Origin of the sequence: Chthoniobacter sp., from assembly GCF_040003245.1 — a bacterium.
Classification (GTDB): Bacteria; Verrucomicrobiota; Verrucomicrobiia; order Chthoniobacterales; family Chthoniobacteraceae; genus Chthoniobacter.
Map to the genome: position 1 here is coordinate 63,836 of NZ_JBDUCX010000001.1, position 16,611 is coordinate 80,446.

Annotated in this window: 21 protein-coding genes; 9 read left to right on the forward strand and 12 right to left on the reverse strand. The window is 62.4% G+C overall.

Going from position 1 to position 16,611, the window contains the following annotated elements:
• Positions 1-48: 48 nt before the first annotated feature.
• The 3 genes from ABJF10_RS00270 (at position 49) to ABJF10_RS00280 (ending at position 1,657) form a co-directional block, all read left to right on the forward strand.
• Complete coding sequence (locus ABJF10_RS00270; RefSeq protein ID WP_348542496.1) at positions 49-414, forward strand: DUF2237 domain-containing protein; 366 nt, start codon at positions 49-51, stop codon at positions 412-414.
• Between the two features lie 51 nt (positions 415-465).
• The gene (locus tag ABJF10_RS00275; RefSeq protein WP_348542497.1) at positions 466-789 is read left to right on the forward strand and encodes a hypothetical protein; all 324 of its coding nucleotides are present in this window, start codon (positions 466-468) and stop codon (positions 787-789) included.
• 247 nt (positions 790-1,036) lie between these two features.
• Positions 1,037-1,657 carry a hypothetical protein gene (locus tag ABJF10_RS00280; RefSeq protein WP_348542498.1) on the forward strand — a complete coding sequence of 207 codons (621 nt, stop codon included), beginning with the start codon at positions 1,037-1,039 and terminating at the stop codon, positions 1,655-1,657.
• Here the strand turns inward: ABJF10_RS00280 and truA are convergent.
• The 3 genes from truA to ABJF10_RS00295 all read right to left on the reverse strand — a co-directional run bounded on the left by truA (position 1,651) and on the right by ABJF10_RS00295 (position 4,103).
• Positions 1,651-2,406 carry a tRNA pseudouridine(38-40) synthase TruA gene (gene truA, locus ABJF10_RS00285; protein ID WP_348542499.1) on the reverse strand — a complete coding sequence of 252 codons (756 nt, stop codon included), beginning with the start codon at positions 2,404-2,406 and terminating at the stop codon, positions 1,651-1,653. The two genes, ABJF10_RS00280 and truA, sit on opposite strands and share 7 nt — an antisense overlap.
• A gap of 70 nt (positions 2,407-2,476) precedes the next feature.
• Positions 2,477-2,899, reverse strand: coding sequence for a Holliday junction resolvase RuvX (gene ruvX, locus ABJF10_RS00290; protein ID WP_348542500.1), 423 nt, complete (start codon positions 2,897-2,899; stop codon positions 2,477-2,479).
• A 130-nt stretch (positions 2,900-3,029) separates the two neighbouring features.
• Entirely contained in the window at positions 3,030-4,103 is a 1,074-nt protein-coding gene (locus ABJF10_RS00295; RefSeq protein WP_348542501.1) for a sugar phosphate nucleotidyltransferase, read from the reverse strand.
• A gap of 71 nt (positions 4,104-4,174) precedes the next feature.
• Here ABJF10_RS00295 and ABJF10_RS00300 point away from each other — a divergent pair, with 71 nt between their 5' ends.
• Positions 4,175-4,435 (forward strand): hypothetical protein, encoded by a 261-nt coding sequence (locus tag ABJF10_RS00300; protein WP_348542502.1) that lies wholly within the window; start codon positions 4,175-4,177, stop codon positions 4,433-4,435.
• A gap of 49 nt (positions 4,436-4,484) precedes the next feature.
• Entirely contained in the window at positions 4,485-4,607 is a 123-nt protein-coding gene (locus ABJF10_RS00305) for a hypothetical protein (RefSeq protein WP_348542503.1), read from the forward strand.
• Positions 4,608-4,637: 30 nt separating this feature from the next.
• Here ABJF10_RS00305 and ABJF10_RS00310 read toward each other — a convergent pair whose 3' ends face one another.
• Genes ABJF10_RS00310 through ABJF10_RS00320 form a run of 3 tightly spaced genes read right to left on the reverse strand, consistent with a single transcriptional unit; the run spans position 4,638 to position 7,314 of the window.
• Entirely contained in the window at positions 4,638-5,402 is a 765-nt protein-coding gene (locus ABJF10_RS00310; RefSeq protein ID WP_348542504.1) for an ABC transporter ATP-binding protein, read from the reverse strand.
• A complete protein-coding gene (locus ABJF10_RS00315; protein ID WP_348542505.1) occupies positions 5,399-6,241 on the reverse strand; it encodes an ABC transporter permease in 843 nt (280 codons plus the stop codon). Before ABJF10_RS00315 ends, ABJF10_RS00310 begins: the two co-directional genes overlap by 4 nt.
• On the reverse strand, positions 6,238-7,314 hold the full coding sequence (locus ABJF10_RS00320) for an ABC transporter substrate-binding protein (protein ID WP_348542506.1): 1,077 nt from the start codon (positions 7,312-7,314) through the stop codon (positions 6,238-6,240). Before ABJF10_RS00320 ends, ABJF10_RS00315 begins: the two co-directional genes overlap by 4 nt.
• A gap of 105 nt (positions 7,315-7,419) precedes the next feature.
• Here ABJF10_RS00320 and ABJF10_RS00325 point away from each other — a divergent pair, with 105 nt between their 5' ends.
• The 3 genes from ABJF10_RS00325 (at position 7,420) to ABJF10_RS00335 (ending at position 10,024) form a co-directional block, all read left to right on the forward strand.
• Complete coding sequence (locus ABJF10_RS00325) at positions 7,420-8,322, forward strand: LysR substrate-binding domain-containing protein (protein ID WP_348542507.1); 903 nt, start codon at positions 7,420-7,422, stop codon at positions 8,320-8,322.
• A gap of 64 nt (positions 8,323-8,386) precedes the next feature.
• Positions 8,387-9,040 carry a DedA family protein gene (locus tag ABJF10_RS00330; RefSeq protein ID WP_348542508.1) on the forward strand — a complete coding sequence of 218 codons (654 nt, stop codon included), beginning with the start codon at positions 8,387-8,389 and terminating at the stop codon, positions 9,038-9,040.
• Between the two features lie 87 nt (positions 9,041-9,127).
• On the forward strand, positions 9,128-10,024 hold the full coding sequence (locus ABJF10_RS00335) for an MqnA/MqnD/SBP family protein (RefSeq protein ID WP_348542509.1): 897 nt from the start codon (positions 9,128-9,130) through the stop codon (positions 10,022-10,024).
• Between the two features lie 12 nt (positions 10,025-10,036).
• Here ABJF10_RS00335 and ABJF10_RS00340 read toward each other — a convergent pair whose 3' ends face one another.
• From ABJF10_RS00340 to hisG, 6 genes are all read right to left on the reverse strand, one after another.
• A complete protein-coding gene (locus ABJF10_RS00340; RefSeq protein ID WP_348542510.1) occupies positions 10,037-10,549 on the reverse strand; it encodes an ankyrin repeat domain-containing protein in 513 nt (170 codons plus the stop codon).
• A gap of 30 nt (positions 10,550-10,579) precedes the next feature.
• Positions 10,580-12,262, reverse strand: coding sequence for a gamma-glutamyltransferase (gene ggt / locus ABJF10_RS00345; protein ID WP_348542511.1), 1,683 nt, complete (start codon positions 12,260-12,262; stop codon positions 10,580-10,582).
• Complete coding sequence (locus ABJF10_RS00350) at positions 12,259-13,023, reverse strand: BPL-N domain-containing protein (protein WP_348542512.1); 765 nt, start codon at positions 13,021-13,023, stop codon at positions 12,259-12,261. Before ABJF10_RS00350 ends, ggt begins: the two co-directional genes overlap by 4 nt.
• 46 nt (positions 13,024-13,069) lie before the next feature.
• Positions 13,070-14,938 (reverse strand): tetratricopeptide repeat protein, encoded by a 1,869-nt coding sequence (locus ABJF10_RS00355; protein WP_348542513.1) that lies wholly within the window; start codon positions 14,936-14,938, stop codon positions 13,070-13,072.
• Positions 14,939-14,955: 17 nt separating this feature from the next.
• A complete protein-coding gene (locus ABJF10_RS00360; RefSeq protein WP_006982988.1) occupies positions 14,956-15,060 on the reverse strand; it encodes a hypothetical protein in 105 nt (34 codons plus the stop codon).
• A gap of 69 nt (positions 15,061-15,129) precedes the next feature.
• Positions 15,130-16,017 (reverse strand): ATP phosphoribosyltransferase, encoded by an 888-nt coding sequence (hisG, locus tag ABJF10_RS00365; protein ID WP_348542514.1) that lies wholly within the window; start codon positions 16,015-16,017, stop codon positions 15,130-15,132.
• 215 nt (positions 16,018-16,232) lie between these two features.
• Between hisG and ABJF10_RS00370 the strand changes: the two genes are divergently transcribed.
• The coding region (locus ABJF10_RS00370; RefSeq protein WP_348542515.1) for a potassium channel family protein at positions 16,233-16,611 on the forward strand (379 nt) is incomplete at its 3' end.

A 16,611-nucleotide genomic window follows, 5' to 3' on the forward strand; every position in this document is an offset into this window, starting at 1 on the left:
GGAAGTAGATGACCGATAGGTCGATGAGACGATAGTGCTGCTACTGCCATGTCCCAAGCCTCCAACGTTCTCGGCCAGCCGCTGCAGCCTTGCAGCTTCGATCCGCCTACCGGCTTTTATCGCGACGGTTGCTGTCACACCGGACCGGGGGATCATGGTCTGCATACGGTCTGCACGGTGATGACGGCGGACTTCCTGCGCTTCTCGCGAGCGGCGGGGAATGATCTCTCCACGCCCGTGCCCGAATACGACTTCCCCGGCCTCAAGCCGGGTGATCGCTGGTGCCTGTGCGTGACGCGCTGGGCGGAAGCGTTCGAGGCCGGCTGCGCGCCGCAAGTGGTGCTGGCGGCGACGCACATCTCCGCGCTGGAGTACGTGGCGCTGGAGGATTTGCAGGGTCTGGCGGCGGGGTAGAAATCCAAGCCGACATCTAATCTGTCGGTTAGGCGACACCGCACATTTCCCGTGAACCCAGGATTCTCTCAAACAGGTGGAGCGAGGCTCGACTACTTCAATGCGACTTTTCCATTCGCTACACTTTCAGCCGACGCGGACGGTCTCCATCTTTCCTGCATGGGCCATGAGTACCTCTTCCCCAAAGACAAGATTCGGAGGCTTAGTAGGCATCGCGGCATTTTTTCCGTCGGTCTCCGCATCGAACATTCAGAGCCATCCTTTCCGCAGTTTGTCGTCTTCTGGGCATCGGTGTTCTTTTGGACTTCCGGCTTTCAGGCCCTGACGACACAGTTGGAGAGTCTTGGTTATGACATCCATCCAAAAGTCGCCTAGCCCCGAAGGGTTTAGTGGCTCGATTCACATTGGTTGGCCTGTCCTCATTCCGCTTATCGTGCTGATCGTATTGATTGCGATACGATTGCGAAAATGAAGCGAGGCGAGCGCAGAAGTAGCGGGTTTGGTTGCTATTTAGCCGAAGGGTCAAATCGGCGCTTTTGACTAGTTTCCGGGGAATTTACCTTCGGAGTTTGTCGCCTGTACCCCACTTGGCTTTTGGCTGGAGCGGTGGCATATTGGCGGCATGAAACCCCTCCAGTTCCTCGCTTGCACCCTCACGCTTGCGTTTGCCACCGCGGTTTACGCGGATGAGACGGCGACCCAGATTCAACAACTGATTACCGAAGGCCAGAACGCCTACACGAAAGGTGATTTCGCGGGCGCCAAGTCCGCCTTCGAGATGGTCTATAGCATGGACTCGCGCAACACCACGGCCATCAAGTTCCTGGTGCGCCTCAAGGCCGAGATGGGCACGGGCAAGACGGCATCGGTCCCCATCGAGAGGCAAATGGCCTCGATCGTGATCCCACAGATTCAATTTCACGAGGCGACCCTGAGTTCGGCGCTGGATTACCTGCGGAATGCGGTGAAGCGGCAATCGAACAACAAGCTGGCGGTGAACTTCGTCGTGCAATTGCCGGCGGACCAAGTGAACACGCAGACGGTGACCTTGAACCTGACCAATGTCCCCTTCACCGAAGCCGTGAAGTATCTCTGCGAGGTCGCGAACCTGACTTACGAGTACGATAAATACGCGATCAAGTTGAAGCCGAAGACGGACGGCACGACCACGACGGGTGCGACCACTGTTCCGGGGGCGGCGACGACTCCTCCCGCGACGAACACGCTGCCCGGCGCTCAATAAAGCACGCGGGTGAGATAGAGCCCTTCCGCCGGGGCGGCAAAGCTGGTCTTGCGCGCGCCTTTTTCGGCGAGGAGTTCATGGATGAAAGTGAGTTCCGCACGGCCTTGCGCGCAGCGGACGAGCGTGCCGGTCAGCAGGCGGACCATCTTGTAGAGGAAGCCGTTGCCTTCAAAGCGCAGGGTGAGCAATTCGCCGCGGCGCGAGAGGGTGATTTGCTGGATGGTGCGCACGGTGTCCTCCGCGGCATAGCCGGGCGCGCGGTTGGCCGCGAAGCCGGCGAAGTCGTGCTGGCCCTCGAGCAACACCAGGCCCGCGCGGAGGATATCGAGATCGAGCGCGCTCGGCATGTGCCAGACGCGGCCGATTTCCAGCGGATGCAGGTACTGGGAATTCCAGATGCGGTAGGTGTAGATCTTGCCGCGGGCGCTGAAGCGGGCATGAAAATCCGGCGCGGCGCGGGTGACGCGCAAGACGCGGATTTCAGGGGGGAGAAAGTTGTTCAGCGCGCCTTGCCAGGCGGTGACCTCAAGACGGGCGGTGGGGACGTCGGCATGAGCGATCTGCGCCAGGGCGTGGACGCCGGCGTCGGTGCGTCCGCTGCCTTGCACGCTCACCTTTTCGCCGATGGTGTTGGCGAAGGCTGCTTCCACGTGGTCCTGCACGGCGTCCTTCGTGGCCTGGCTCTGCCAGCCGCGGAAGGGCCGTCCATCGTAGGCGATGAGGAGCTTGAGGCGGAGGATGTCGCTCATTGGTGACAGTGTAACCCGCGCGAACGGGTGGAGGGAAGTGCGGCGTGCCGGTGCCGCAACCGCGCCGCCGTTACCCCAGCATCGCCTGCGAATCGAGCCAGCCTTGGAGGATGAGCTGGGCGGCGACCTGGTCGATGACCTCGCGGCTGTTTTTCACGTTGCGGCCGGCTTCGTGGAGAGAGCGCTGGGCGGCGACGGAGGTGAGCCTTTCGTCCCAGAGCTTGACCGGGCAGGGGCAGGCGGTGCGCAGCTTCTCGGCAAAGGCGCGGACCTTTTCCGCAGCGGGGCCGTAGGTGCCGTCCATGTTGCGGGGCAGGCCGAGGACGATGTGGCCGATGTCCCGGCTGGCGACGACGGCGGCGATGTGCGCCACGGGATCGACGGTCTCCTTGACGTAGATCGTCTCCAGCGCATGCGCGAGCATCCCGAGGTCGTCGGAAATGGCCAGGCCGATGCGTGCGTCGCCGTGATCGATCCCGAGGGCGCGCTTCATGGGGATGGCCACGAAAAGGCACAAAAGTCACAAAAGGCTGGCATCGGAACGGAAGGATAATAGGCAAACAATAGCGCGGGTATCAGGCCCGGATTTTTTGCGTCTTTTGTGCTTCTTTGTGGCCAATCGTTCATTGCAACTCCGGAGGAATCAGCGCGACGAGTTGTTTGATCTTCTCCGCCTCGTGGCGGTGGCAGACGAGAATGGCGTCGGCGGTTTGCACGACGATCAGATCGCTCACGCCGAGCAGGGCGACGGTGCGGCCTTCACTGCTGAAGACGATGTTATTGGCGGCCTCGAGGACCTTCACTTCGCCGTTGCTGTGGTTGCCGGCGTGGTCGCACTTGAGGTACTTCGCGACCGCTTCCCAGCCGCCGACGTCGTCCCAGTCGAACGCGGCTTCCACCACCAGCACGCGGGTGGCCTTCTCTAGGATGGCGTAGTCGATGGAGATCTTCGGGAGCGTTGGGAAGGCGTTGCGCAACAGGGCGGGAAAATCTTCGCCGGCATGCAGGAGGCCGATGAATTCGCCGAGCGCGGGCGCGTAGCGATTGAAGGCGCTGAGAATGGCGCGCACCGTCCAGATGAACATGCCGGCGTTCCAGCGGAAATTGCCCTGCGCAAGGAAGGTCTCGGCCAGCTCGACGTCGGGCTTTTCGCGAAAGCGGGTGACTTCGAAAATGGGCGGGTCGGTGGGACCGCTCGCCAGGGCGAGGGGCGCTCCTTGCTCGATGTAGCCAAAGCCCGGGCAGGCCCACGTGGGCTTGATGCCGATGGTGACGAGTTCGCCGGTTTCCTCGGCGGCGGCGGCGGCGACGCGCAAGGTGTGCTGAAAGCCGGCGGTGTCCTTGATGAGGTGATCGGCAGGCAGGACGATCATCGTGGCGTCGGGCGTGCGCTGGGCGATCCAGCCGGCGCCAAGGGCGATGGCCGCGGCGGTGTCCCGCTTGGCGGGCTCGGCGATGATGTTTTCACGCGGCAGCGTGGAGCAGAGCGAGCGGACGCTGCTTTCCTGGTCGGCGTTGGTGAGGATGAGGACTTGCTCAGCGGGCACGAGGCCGTCGAGCCGGCGCAGGGTGGCCTCGAGGAGCGTCTCCTCGGAAAAGAGCGAGAGGAGTTGCTTGGGTTTCGACTTGCGGCTCAGCGGCCAGAAGCGTTCGCCGCTGCCGCCGGCAAGGATGAGCACATAAAGGGGTTTGGCCATGGTGTTTTTCAGGTTTCCTTTTGGCACGCCCATTGCATATTGCGAGCATCATGTCGAAGTCATCCGATCCTGTGCAAACCAGTCTCCTGGCGATTACCCAGACGGCCGTGGGCTGTGGGATCGGTCTGCTGATCGCCGGCAAGCTCGGCCGCCCCGCCCAGAAAACGACGGCGACGACGATGATTTCGATCGGCGCCTTGCTGGCGCTGCCGGTGGTGGTGATGGCGGTGATTCGTGCGGTGAATCGCCCGGAATCCGCCCGCGGGATGCGCCGCCGGCTGGACTCGATCCGCCGTGATTCCGGATTCCCGGACGAAGCGGAGATTTTGTAATTTCGCGAGCGTCCACGGTTGGAGGCATGGGCGATGCTTAAGGTAAGCTATGAAGTTCCCCCACTTTCACCGTCCCAAACTGGATCTGCACTCGGTGGCAGTCCAGACTACGCTTGAACTCACCGCTGGCGGCGTCCTGATCGCCATGCTCATGCGGTGGATCGAATCTTAAGGCCTTCGGTTCGCCTCCAGCGACGGCTCTTTAAAAGCCGATCCGCACACTCATGCCCATCGACTGAAAAATTTCGTCGCGGGTTTGGAGGTAGCCGGCGGAATCAAGGTCGCGAGGGCGGGGAAGATTGACGGGCACCACCTTCTGGATGGTTGCCGGGCGGCGACTCATGATGATGACTCGGTCGGCAAGTTGCACGGCTTCCTCGATGTCATGGGTGACGAAGAGAATGGTCTTTTTTTCCGCCTGCCAGATGCGCACGAGGTCGGCGCGCATCTTCAAGCGGGTGATGAAATCGAGCGCGCCGAATGGTTCATCCATGTAAATGATGTCGGGATTGGCGGCGAGGGCGCGGGCAATTTCCACGCGCTGGCGCATGCCGCCGGAGAGTTCGCGCGGGTAGGCGTTTTCGAAGCCGTTGAGACCGACCATCTCGGTGTAGTGCGCGACCGTTTTCTCCCGCTCTTCCTCGGGTTTAGCGAGCAGGCCGAAGCCGATATTTTCCCGTACGGTGAGCCAGGGGAAGACGCCGTTTTCCTGGAAGACGAAAATGCGGCGGGGATCGGGTCCGTGCACCGGCTGGCCTTCGACAAGGGCCTCGCCGCGCGTCTGCGTGAGGAAGCCGCCGATGATATTGAGCAAGGTCGATTTGCCGCAGCCGCTGGGGCCGACGATGCAGACGAACTCGCCCGGGGTCACTTCGAGATCGATGTGCTCGAGGACGTGGATCTGCTGGCCGGATTCCTTGCCGGGAAAGCTCATCCAAAGATCGCGGATATGAACGACGCTGCTCATTTGTTGGCGTAACCCCACCGGACCTCGTCGAAGTTCTCCAGTCGGCGCACGAGCAGATCAAGCACGAGGCCGATGAGGCCGATCATGACCATGCCGGCGACGACGAGGTCGTAGCGCTTGCCGGCGTTGCGCGCGTCGATGATGAGGTAGCCGAGGCCGGAGTTCACGGCGATCATTTCCGCCGCCACGACGACAAGCCACGCCACACCCAAGGCGATGCGAATCCCAGTGATGATTTGCGGCAACGCCGCAGGAAGAATGACGCGGCGGAACAGCGGCAGTCCGCGCAGGCCGAAATTCTGCGCCGCGCGCAAATAAACTTGTTGCATGTTCATCACCGCCGCCGTGGCCGAGACGGTGATCGGGAAAACGCTCGCCAGGAAGATGAGGAAGATGGGCGCGATGTCGGTGATGCCGAACCAAAGAATGGCCACGGGGATCCAGGCGATCGGCGAGATCGGCCGGAAGATCTGGATCATCGGGTTGAAGGCCTGGTAGGCGCGGCTGAACCAGCCGAGGAACAAGCCGAAGGGCACGCCCACCAGCACGGCGAGACCGAAGCCCCACGTCACGCGGAAGAGCGAGGCGACGATGTATCTGACCAGCAGTCCTTTTTGGATGAGCTCCCGGATGCCTTTGGCCACTTCGAGCGGGCGGGGAAAGACCTCGCTTGCCGAGATGCGGACGGCGGTGTCCCACGCGAAAAGAAATACGACGGCGACCAGCAAGGGGAGGGCGAGCTTCAGCCAGGCGTGCGGGTCTTTGCGCCGGGCGGGAGGGGCGGCGGGATCGTCCTGCTGCGCGGGTGGCGGAGAGGGTTCGGCGACGACGGTGCTCATGGCTTGGGGCCTTCGAAATTCCAGGCGTCGGCATGCTCGGTCGCGGCGTCGGCGAAAGTGGGATCGACGTAATCCTCAAAGTGGGCGGTGCCTTTCAGAATGCCCGATTCCTTGCCCAGCATCTCGATTTCCTCGAAGTCCGGCTTGAGCGGGGTGAGGCGGGTGTACTTCACGCGATCCGGTGGTTTGCTGAGCACGAAGATGAGGAGGCGCGGGTCCTGCATGTAGTAGTTTTTCGAGACGAACTGTGCGGCGCTCATGCGGTGATCCATGCTTTTGTCGAGCCACTTGCCGCTTTTCGCGATGCCATCGACCAGCGCCTGGACATCCGTGCGGCGCGTCTGGATGACGTCGTCCCGCACGGCGAGCACGCAGGAGATGAAGTTGGGCCACACGTCTTTCGTCAGCCACAAAACGCGGCCGTAGCCGTCGAGTTCGGTCTGCCCCATGAAAGGTTCACCGGAGCAGATCGCATCCACGGATTTCGAGTAGAGCGCCGCGGGCATGTCGGGCGGCGGCATCTCGACGAGCTGAATGTCGGCGATGGTCATGTTCGCGAGCTTGAGGGCGCGGAAGAAGAGCAGGCGTTGATTGGAGTAGCGATTCGGGACGGCGACCCGTTTTCCGCGCAGATCTTCCATGCGAAAAATCTGCGAATCTTTATGCACCATCACGGCCGTGCCATCGCGGTGGCCGAGATAGACGATCTTGATCGGCACGCCTTGTTCGCGCAACGCAATGGCCATGGGCGCGAGGATGAACGTGGCGGGGGTGTGGCCGGCCAGATACGATTCCTTCAGTTCCGGCCAGCTATTGAAGCGGATGGGTTGAAACGTGCTCCCACCCGTGAGTTGCTGGTTAATGAAATCCGTGACCGGGCAGGTGAGATGGCAGGTGACCGGCAGGAAGCCGATCTTGAATTTGTCGGTCGTGACGACGGTCTTGTCGCGGCGTAACGAAGCCACCAATTCGCGGAAGTCCCGGACCGAGTCGGGATTCAAGCGCGCGTGCAGCGCGCTGATCACGATCAGCCATCCGGTGAAGAATAGAAACAGGGTTTTGCGCAGGGACATGGGCGCTGGCGGGCAGCGAACGACGATTCATAGCGGATAGGTGGGTGATACAGGAAATACTGCTTCGCTATTACGGTTATGCCGGGATAGTATCACAAGCGCCGTATGGACTTGAGACATCTCCGCTATTTCCAGGCTGTGGCCGAGGAGTTGAGCTACTCGCGTGCGGCCGAGCGCCTGCGCATTGCCCAGCCGGCGTTGAGCCGGGCGGTGCAGGAGATCGAGGCGGAACTGGGCGGGCCGGTGCTGGATCGCAATCGACGGCGGGTGAGCCTCACGCCGGCTGGGTTGGTGTTGCTGCGCGAGACGGCCATCCTTTTCGAGCGCTGGGAGGAGGCGATGCGGCGGGTGCGTCGCACGGCGGCGGGCGAGGAAGGGGAGTTGCGCCTCGGCTACATCGGGCCGCCGACGCAGCCGTTCCTCGGGCGTCTGCTGGCGGAATACCGGAAGCGCTTTCCGCGGGTCGCCGTGCACCTCGAGGAGCGCACCCCAGAGCGGGTCTGGGAGATGCTCGCCAAAGGTCGCCTGTCCGCCGCGTTTACGCGACCGGTTTCCGCCCCGCCCGCCTCGGGGTTGTGCACGCTATTGCTCCGTCAGGAACGCTTCGGCGCGGTCATGCCCCCGTCGCACCCGCTCGCCTCGCGCAAGAACATGCCGTGGAAGTTGCTGGCGGGTGAACCCTTGGTCGTGCTCGCACGGCGCGAGGGGGTTGGTTCGCACGATGGCATCCTGGCGGCCTGCCGGCAGGCGGGCTTTGCTCCACGGCTAGCGTACACGCCAAGCCTCATTGGCACGGTGCTCAGCTATGTCGAAGCGGGTGCGGGGATCGGCATCGTGCCGGAGTCCGTGGTCACGCCGGATTTTCCTCTGCGCTTTGTCCAACTCCAGCCGATCGTGACCATCCCACTCGTGCTGGTCTGGCAGGAAAATGAAGACACGCCCGCCGTGCAGCGCTTTCGCGACCTGGTCGCGCAGTGGCAGAAGGCGGGCCGCTTGTGGAAGGCGTAGGTGGTTCTCTTTCCCATTTTTGGCATTTGCGCCCACGGCCCCCCGCCGCTAGACCTCCCCGCGCATGTTGCATCAACTCCTCCACACCTGGCTCGGCTGGGTCGAAAACTGGGGCTATCTTGGCGTCATCATCCTGATGGCCATGGAAAGCTCGATCTTTCCCGTACCCAGCGAAGTCGTCATTCCGCCGGCAGCCATTCTCGCGGCTTCCAGTGGCAAGATGTCGCTCGTCGGCGTGATCCTCGCCGGCACGTTCGGTTCCTGGCTGGGCTCGGCGATTACCTACTGGGTGGCGCTCCTGGTGGGGCGTCCGGTGGTGGAGAAGTGGGGCAAATACTTCTTCATTCCGCCGGATAAACTGACGCGCGCTGAGCGCTTCATGCACCGCTACGAATCCGGGGGCATTTTCTTTGCGCGGCTGCTGCCGGTGTTGCGGCATCTCATTTCCATCCCGGCGGGGATCATTCGCATGAGCTTTGCGAAGTTCAGCGCACTAACCATCGTCGGTGCGGCGATCTGGTGCACCGTGCTCGCCTGGCTCGGCGGACGCGTCGGCGAAAAACTGCGGCTCGAGGGCAAAGACCCGCTCGATCCCGAATCGCTCGTCACGGCGGTGAAGCACGAGTCGCATCTCGTCATCGGGATCGTCTTGCTGATCGGCGTGCTCTACTTCGTGGCGATGAAACTCTCTTCCCACAAAGGCGAAGAGGCAGCGTAGACTATCTCCATAGGGCTTTCGCCACGGGCGAGATTCGGCTTTCGCTTTCGCTCAGAATGACCCGCGGTTAAGGTTGCCCCTCATTCCATGTCCGCTACCGACTCCCACTCCCTCACCCTCGGCCACTCGCCCGATCCCGACGACGCTTTCATGTTCTTCGCCCTCGCCGAGGGGAAGATCGACACGCACGGCTGGAAGTTTGAGCACATCCTCCAGGACATCCAGACGCTCAACGAACGCGCCACGCGGGGCGAACTGCACATCTCCGCCATCTCCATCCACGCCTACGCCTACGTGCTCGATAAGTATGCGCTGCTGCCTTGCGGGGCGAGCATGGGCGACGGCTACGGCCCGATGCTCGTGGCGAAGAATCGCGACGGCCTGAGCGACAATCCCCGCCTCGGTGAGGTCCGCGACTGGTTGCGCACGAAGCGCATCGCCATTCCCGGCAAGATGACCAGTGCCTATCTCGCCCTGCGTCTCGCGATGAGCGAAGAGGGTAATCCCTCCGGTGAATGCGACACGATCGTCGTGCCCTTCGACGAAATCTTCGAGGCGGTGAAGAGCGGTCGCGCCGATGTGGGTCTCATCATTCACGAGGGGCAACTCACTTACACTCACGAGAACCTCGAGCTCATCCTCGACCTCGGCGTGTGGTGGAAGATCAAGACCGGCCTGCCGCTCCCGCTCGGCGGCAACGTGATCCGCAAGGATCTCGCGCCGGCTGACCGCACGGCGATCAACGTCGTCCTGCGCGAGAGCATCCGCTACGGCCTGGAGCACCGCGCGGCCGGCGTCGCCCACGCCATGCCGCTGGCGCGCGGTCTCGACACGCAACTCGCCGACCAATTCATCGGCATGTACGTGAACGACTACACCCTCGACTATGGCGACACCGGCCGCCGCGCCATCCGCGAATTCCTCGGCCAGGCCCATGCGGCTGGCCTCATTCCCGCACCGGTGGAGCTGGAGTTTGTCGAATAAGGCCTGAACCGATCAGGTCCCTCGTTTCGTCAGGCCGCGACGCATCAAGAGGAAGGCACAATTCGGACTGTGCTCCATGGTCATGGCCGCATCGACATTGTCGAAGAAGGAATTGATGTCTTCTTGCGGCGGCAAAAGCTTGAGCAAATGCTGCAGTACTTCCACGCGATCGGCGGCGGCGGCGGCGGAGAACACCGATTCGCCTTGGGCGCTCACGTAACGAAAATTGGCGCCGCGAGAAATGAGGACTTTGCACATGTCGAGCAGGCCGAGAGAGGCGGCTTCCATCAAAGGGGTTTGGCGGAACTCATTTTGCGTATCCACCTCGGAGCCGTGCTCAATTAACCAGTCGACCTCGGCCAGGCAATTCTCCACGGCCAGGAAGTGCAGGGCGGTCTCGCCGATGCCATTACGCAGGCGGATGATCTTGGGATCGTCGGCCAGCATATCGGCCGCAACCTGGAGATCGGAGCGGGCGGCATCGCGGAAGGTATAAAACCGCGGATCGACTTTGGATTCTGACATTGGTTCTGAAATTGAATTATTGCGTAGCGATTACCAAGCCGCCGCTTCGCTGGCCATGCGCGGTTCGCTGGCGGCGGTGAAGGTGCCGTCGGAGAAGGCGACGCCGTTGCTGGCGCCGATGCCGGTGGTGATGTCGAGGTGGTGGCCGAGCTTGGTGAGTTGGTCGCGCACGGCGTCGGAGGCGCGGTCTTCGAGGCGGAGTTCGTCGGGCTGCCATTGGTGATGGAACCGGGGCTGGGCGAGGGCGGCATCGAGCGACAGGCCGAGGTCGAGGACGCCAACGAGATTGAGGACGGTCTGGCTGATGATGGTGGGACCGCCGGCGGCACCGAGGGCGAGGATCGGCTGGCCGTCGCGCAAGACGATGGTGGGCGACATACTGGAGAGCGGGCGTTTGCCGGGGCCGACGGCGTTGGCTTCCGCGCCGACGAGGCCGAAGGCATTGGGCACGCCGGGCTGGGCGGAGAAGTCGTCCATCTGATCGTTGAGGAAAATGCCGGTGCCGGGGATGATCACTTTCGAGCCGAAGGTGGTATTGACCGTAGCGGTGCAGGCGACCCAGTTGCCCTCGGCGTCGGCCACGGAGAAGTGGGTGGTGTGCTTTTTGCCGAAGACATCGGTGACGGCATTGGGCGGTTCGCCGTGGGTGGGCACGTCGACGACGGCATCAAGGTGGATGCGGGCGGCGAGGCCTTTCGCGTATTCCTTGTCGAGCAGGCCGCGCGGGACGGGGACGAAATCGGGATCGCCGAGCCAGAATGCGCGGTCAGCGAAGGCGAGTTTCATGGCCTCGGCGATGACGTGGACACGCGTGGGCTCGTCGAGTTTCGCGAGGTCGAAAGTCTCGAGCATGTTGAGGATTTCGATGACGTGCACCCCGCCGGAACTGGGTGGCGGAAAGCTGACGATCTCCGCGCCGCGATAAGTGCCGTGCACGGGTTCGCGGAGGGCGATGTGGTAATTGGCGAAATCCTCCGCGGTGATCAGGCCGCCGTGGGCCATCATCCATTCGGCGACCTTCGTGGCGTAAGGGCCGCGGTAGAACCAGTCCGGCCCTTGGGCGGCGAGCGCGCGGAGGCTGGCCGCGAGATCCGGTTGCTTCAGCGTTTCGCCCTCGGCGAGCGGAGTGCCGTCTTCGTGAAAGAGCAGCGCCTTGGAAGCCTCGAAGGTGCGCAGGTCGTCGGCGACCGATTCGATTTTCGCCGCGTAGCGATGGTCGATGGGAAAACCGTCCTCGGCGATCTGCGCGGCGGGAAGCAGCAGGTCGCCGAATTTCTTGCGGCCGAATCTTTCGACGGCGGAAGCGTAGGCGGCGACGGAGCCGGGGATGCCGCTGGCCAGCGCACCGGTGAAGCTGAGATCGGTATTGGCATTGCCATCGCGGAGAAACATATCGCGAGTGGCCGCGGCGGGGGCCATCTCGCGGCCATCGATGGCGACGAACTCGCCGTTGGCGCGGCGGATGAGCAGGAAACAGCCGCCGCCGAGTCCGGAGTTGTGGCCATCGACCACGCCAAGAGTAATGCCGACCGCGACGGCGGCATCAATGGCGTTACCGCCGTTTTTCAAGACCTCGAGCCCGGCTCGGGTGGCGATTGGACTGACGGAGGCGACGGCGCCATGGGTGCCGTGGGCGACGGTTTCCGCAGTGGCGTCGCCCACCAGCCAGACCAAGGCCAGCACCAAACCGGCGCAACGGAGGAGCGCGCTCATGGTTTGTCGCCGGTGGCGAGCCAGTGCACGGCGCGTTCGACGATGATTTCCAGCCCCGGCGTCTGCTCGGGATGCGGGCTGGAGATGATCACGCGCCCTTTGCCGAAGCGGCCCCGGACGATGGCAGGCGAGTTCACCATGGCGCCGACAGGGCTGTCGTGTTCGGCCAGCTCGGTGCGGAAGAAGGCGAGCGGCTCATATGGGGCGAGATCGGTGCGGCCGGCGGGTTTGATGATGGGACCATTGGCATAGTGAATGTTGCGCTTTTCTGTGGATAAACTGGAGAGGTGCTGGCCGGCAGGCGTGATTTCCAATTGCACATCACCTACGCCGCGCCGCCATTTCGAGGAAACGGTTTGGGCGTCGAGCAGGCCGAGGCTCCAAGGGTATTTCGAGCAGGCGAGATACGCCCCGGCGCAGATACCGAGGTAACCGCCGCCGTCCTGCACGAATTTCTTCACCGCTTCGCGGCCGGCGTCGCCGATCGTCGTGCCCTCCTTGCTGCCGCTGCCACCGGTGAAAATCACCACGTCCTTGTTTTCGAGCACGCCCTTGGCGATGTCCCCGGTCTTGAAGGTCGTGATCTCGTAGCCGCCGGCATGTTTGAGGATTTCGCTGACGCTCGGGACGCCTTTGCCAACGGCCCCGGCATCGTCGTAAAGCGCGACGCGAATGGAGGCGGCGTTTTCGGCGAACGCGACCGGAGAATAAAACGCCAGGACAAGGGCGAGGCCGCGCACCCATTTGGGGAGAATCACCATGGCCCAGCTTTCCGCTGCCGCCCCGCCCGGGCAAGCAAAAGCGGTGTTACGGTTTCGGCGGAGCGGGCAGGGGTGGCGAACCGGAAGTGACCTTCTGTTTCGCGTTCTCAATCTTTTCGGCGACCTTCTTGTTCACCTCGATGGCGAGAGACTTCTGCCAGTAATTCAGCGCCTCCACTGTCTTGCCGAGCTTGGAGTAGGTGTCGCCGATGTGTTCGAGTACGGTGGCGTCGTCCTTTTTCGTCTCGCGCAGGATGCTCTCCTGCGCCCGCAGCAGCTCGGTGAGCGCGCGGTCGGCGTCGCCCTTCTTGAAATAGAACCAGCCGAGACTGTCGAGGTATTCGCCCTTCTCGGGGTCCATCGACACGGCTTTCTTGATCAGGTCCCCGGCTTCATCGAGGTGCTCGCCCCGATCGGCCCACATGTAACCCAGATAGTTGCACGCCTCGGCGGAATTCGGATCCATCTCCAGGCTCTGCTTGATCAGGTCCGCGGCCTTGTCGAAGAGCCCGGCTTGTTCGGCGGCCTCACCGTAAAGGAGGTAAAACTGGGCGTTGAGCATCTCCTCGCGGCTGACCTCGGCCTCGGCTTGGGCATCGGAAAAGGCGGCCATCGCCTCGGGGTGCCGCTTGGCCTGGCTCAGGGCGAGCGCGAGACTGAGGGTGATCGACGGCACATCGGGAAACTTCTTTCGCGCCGCCTGCATGATTTCGACCGCGCGGTCAAAGCGCTTGGCGCGCATCAGCAGTTCCGCGAGACGCAGATGATTGCGCGGTTCGCTGGCGTCGAGCAGCAGGCTGTGCTCGTAATTGGTGAGCGCCTTGTCGAGATCCTCCTTGGCCTCGTAGAGTTCGCCCAGCACCTCGTAAGTCTCGAAGCGCAGCGGGCTGTCCTTGATGATGTCCTCGAAATACTGGATGGCCTTGTCGCGGTCGCCGGTCACGAGGTAAGAGCGGGCGAGCTTGTCGCGGACGTTATTCAGCGGCGCATCGTTTGGGCCCGGCGGCAGGGCGAGGACGCCGAGGTAGTAGGGAATGGCATCCTTGACCTGCTTGGAGAGCACGAAATAGTCGCCCACCTTCGTCAGAATGATCGCGTCGTCCTTCCCGAGATCGGCCGCTTTGCGGTAGATGGCGTTCATCTTCTGCAACTGCGCCGGTTCGCTGGAGCCGTCTTCCTTTAGGTAGAGCCGGGTGCAGAGGTCGCCCAGTTGCCCCCAGTATTTGGCGTCGCCGTGCTCGGATTTCGCGGCCCGGTCGAGCAATTGCTCCGCCTTTTTCGACTGCCCGGTCGCCATGTAGATCTCATAGACGGCGAGATAGGCGGCGAAGTTGTCCGGCGCCAAGGCGAGCGCCTGCTCGGCGTACTTCAGGCCCAGGTCGGGCTTGTTGAGATCCTTCGCGTAAAGCTGCGAGAGATAGATGTAGGGCACGGCCTCTTTGGGGGCGGCCTTGATCGTGTCCTTGAGGATCTGGACCCCGCCGGAGGGGTCGTTGCGCCGCGACAGTTCGTAAGCCAGCTTCACCGCCAGCTCGGCGTAGGTAGGATCGAGACTGAGCGCCTTCTTATAGGCCTCGATCATCTTTTCCTGTTCCGCATTATCCTCGGCGATAAGCCCTTGCGAAAATTGCGCAAAGGCGTCCGCCTTGTGCTCGTCGTCCTTCTTCAGCAGCAGATCGGGCGCGACCGGGTGCGGCGCCGAGGGAAAGGCGTCGGCAAAGTCATGCGGATCGCGCCCCGAAGCGGGCGCAGTACGGCCAGGAGCCGCGGGAGCAGCTTTGGGAGTATTCTTGCGCGACGCCGCCGGCTTGCCAGCCGGATCGGCGAAAAGCGGGAGAGCAAAGAGCAGGGCGAGATTTGCGGTGAAAAAAGCTCGGTATCCTTGGGAGGCCCATCGGGATCGGAGCGATTTCATGCCGCGCAATCTAGCGGCTAGCTCTTGTAGCGCAAACGCTTCTTGTGGCGGTTTTCCTTCATCCGCTTTTTGCGTTTGTGCTTTGCGATTTTGGCTTTCCGCCGCTTTTTGAGTGAACCCATGTGGTGTTGATTTCGTTGAGGGGTGGCGAGGAAATCATGCTTCCCCTGAAGGCGCAACCGATATTTTGCTCAGTATACGACTTTGTTGAGGGGGTACTCGATAATCCCTTCCGCTCCGAGGGCCTTGAGCTGGGGGATGATCTCCCGCACAACGCGCTCGTCGATGATCGTTTCCACCGCGACCCACTCGCTGCCGGCGAGGTGCGCGACGGTGGGATTGCGCAGGGCGGGCAGGGTCTTGAGCAGCTCGACGAGCTTGTTCTCCGGCAGGTTCATCTTGAGGCCCACCTTGTCGCGGGCGGCATAGGCGCCCTGGAGGAGCATGACGAGCGTTTCGATCTTCGTCTTTTTCCACGCATCCTTCAGCGCATCATGATTGGCGATGAACTGCGGGGACGATTCCATGATCGTGTCGAGGATGCGCAGCTTGTTGGCGCGCAGCGAGGAACCCGTCTCGGTGACGTCGACGATGGCATCCACGAGGTCCGGCACTTTCACCTCGGTCGCGCCCCAGGAGAATTCCACCTTGGCCGTCACGCCGTGCCCGGCGAGATAGCGCTCGGTAAGGGGCACCGCCTCGGTGGCGATGACCTTGCCCTGCAGATCTTTCACCGTCTTGATCGCCGAATCCTCCGGCACGGCGATGACCCAGCGCGTGGGCTTGTTGCTCACCTTGGAAAAAGTCATCTCGGTGAGCACGGCCACGTCGGAATTGTTGTTCGCGATCCAGTCCTTGCCGGTGAGGCCGCAGTCGAGAAAGCCGTGCTCCACGTAGCGGGAGATTTCCTGGGCGCGGAGCAGGCGGATGACGAGTTCCGGGTCGTCCACGCCGGGTTTGTAGGAGCGGCTGGCACCGGAGATATTGAATCCGGCCTTGGCGAAAAGGGCAAACGTCGGTTCCTGAAGGGAGCCCGAAGGAAGGCCGATACGGAGAGTCTTGGCGGCGGCAGTCGTCATGAGGAAAAAGGGCGGGCAAGGTAGGCGCAGGGGGTGAGCGGGGCGAGGAAAAACTATGGAGGGAGGTTTGAAGTTCGAGGTTTGAGGTTTGTTTTTTTCGCCACGGGACCGGATCCCGGAGGGACGGACCGGAAATTCCGCGCTTTCCCCAGAATGCGCTCGCCACTGCCGACAAGTCGCGCTACAAGCATCCCCCCGATGCGCATCCATCGGAAATGCCCGATTTCGTAAAGGAAAAGGGCGGCCTTTTCAGCAAGCTTCGCAACAGTCTGCTCTATCTCGGGGCGGTGCTGGTCATCTCCGTCGCCGGTTACCTCCTCTTTGGCTGGAACCTCCTCGACTCGGTCTACATGGTGGTCATTACCATGTTCGGCGTGGGCTTTGGCGAGGTGCGCCCGCTGAATGACGCCGGCAAGATTTTTACCATCTTCGTCATCATGGGCGGGACGAGCGGGGTCGTCTTCGTCATCGGCGAAGTCATTCGTTTCATTACCGAAGGAGAAATTATGAAAGCCATTGGAGAACTCAAAAAGAGCAAGCAGGTCGACGGTATCGCCCAGCACGCCATCATCTGCGGCTACGGGCGCATCGGCC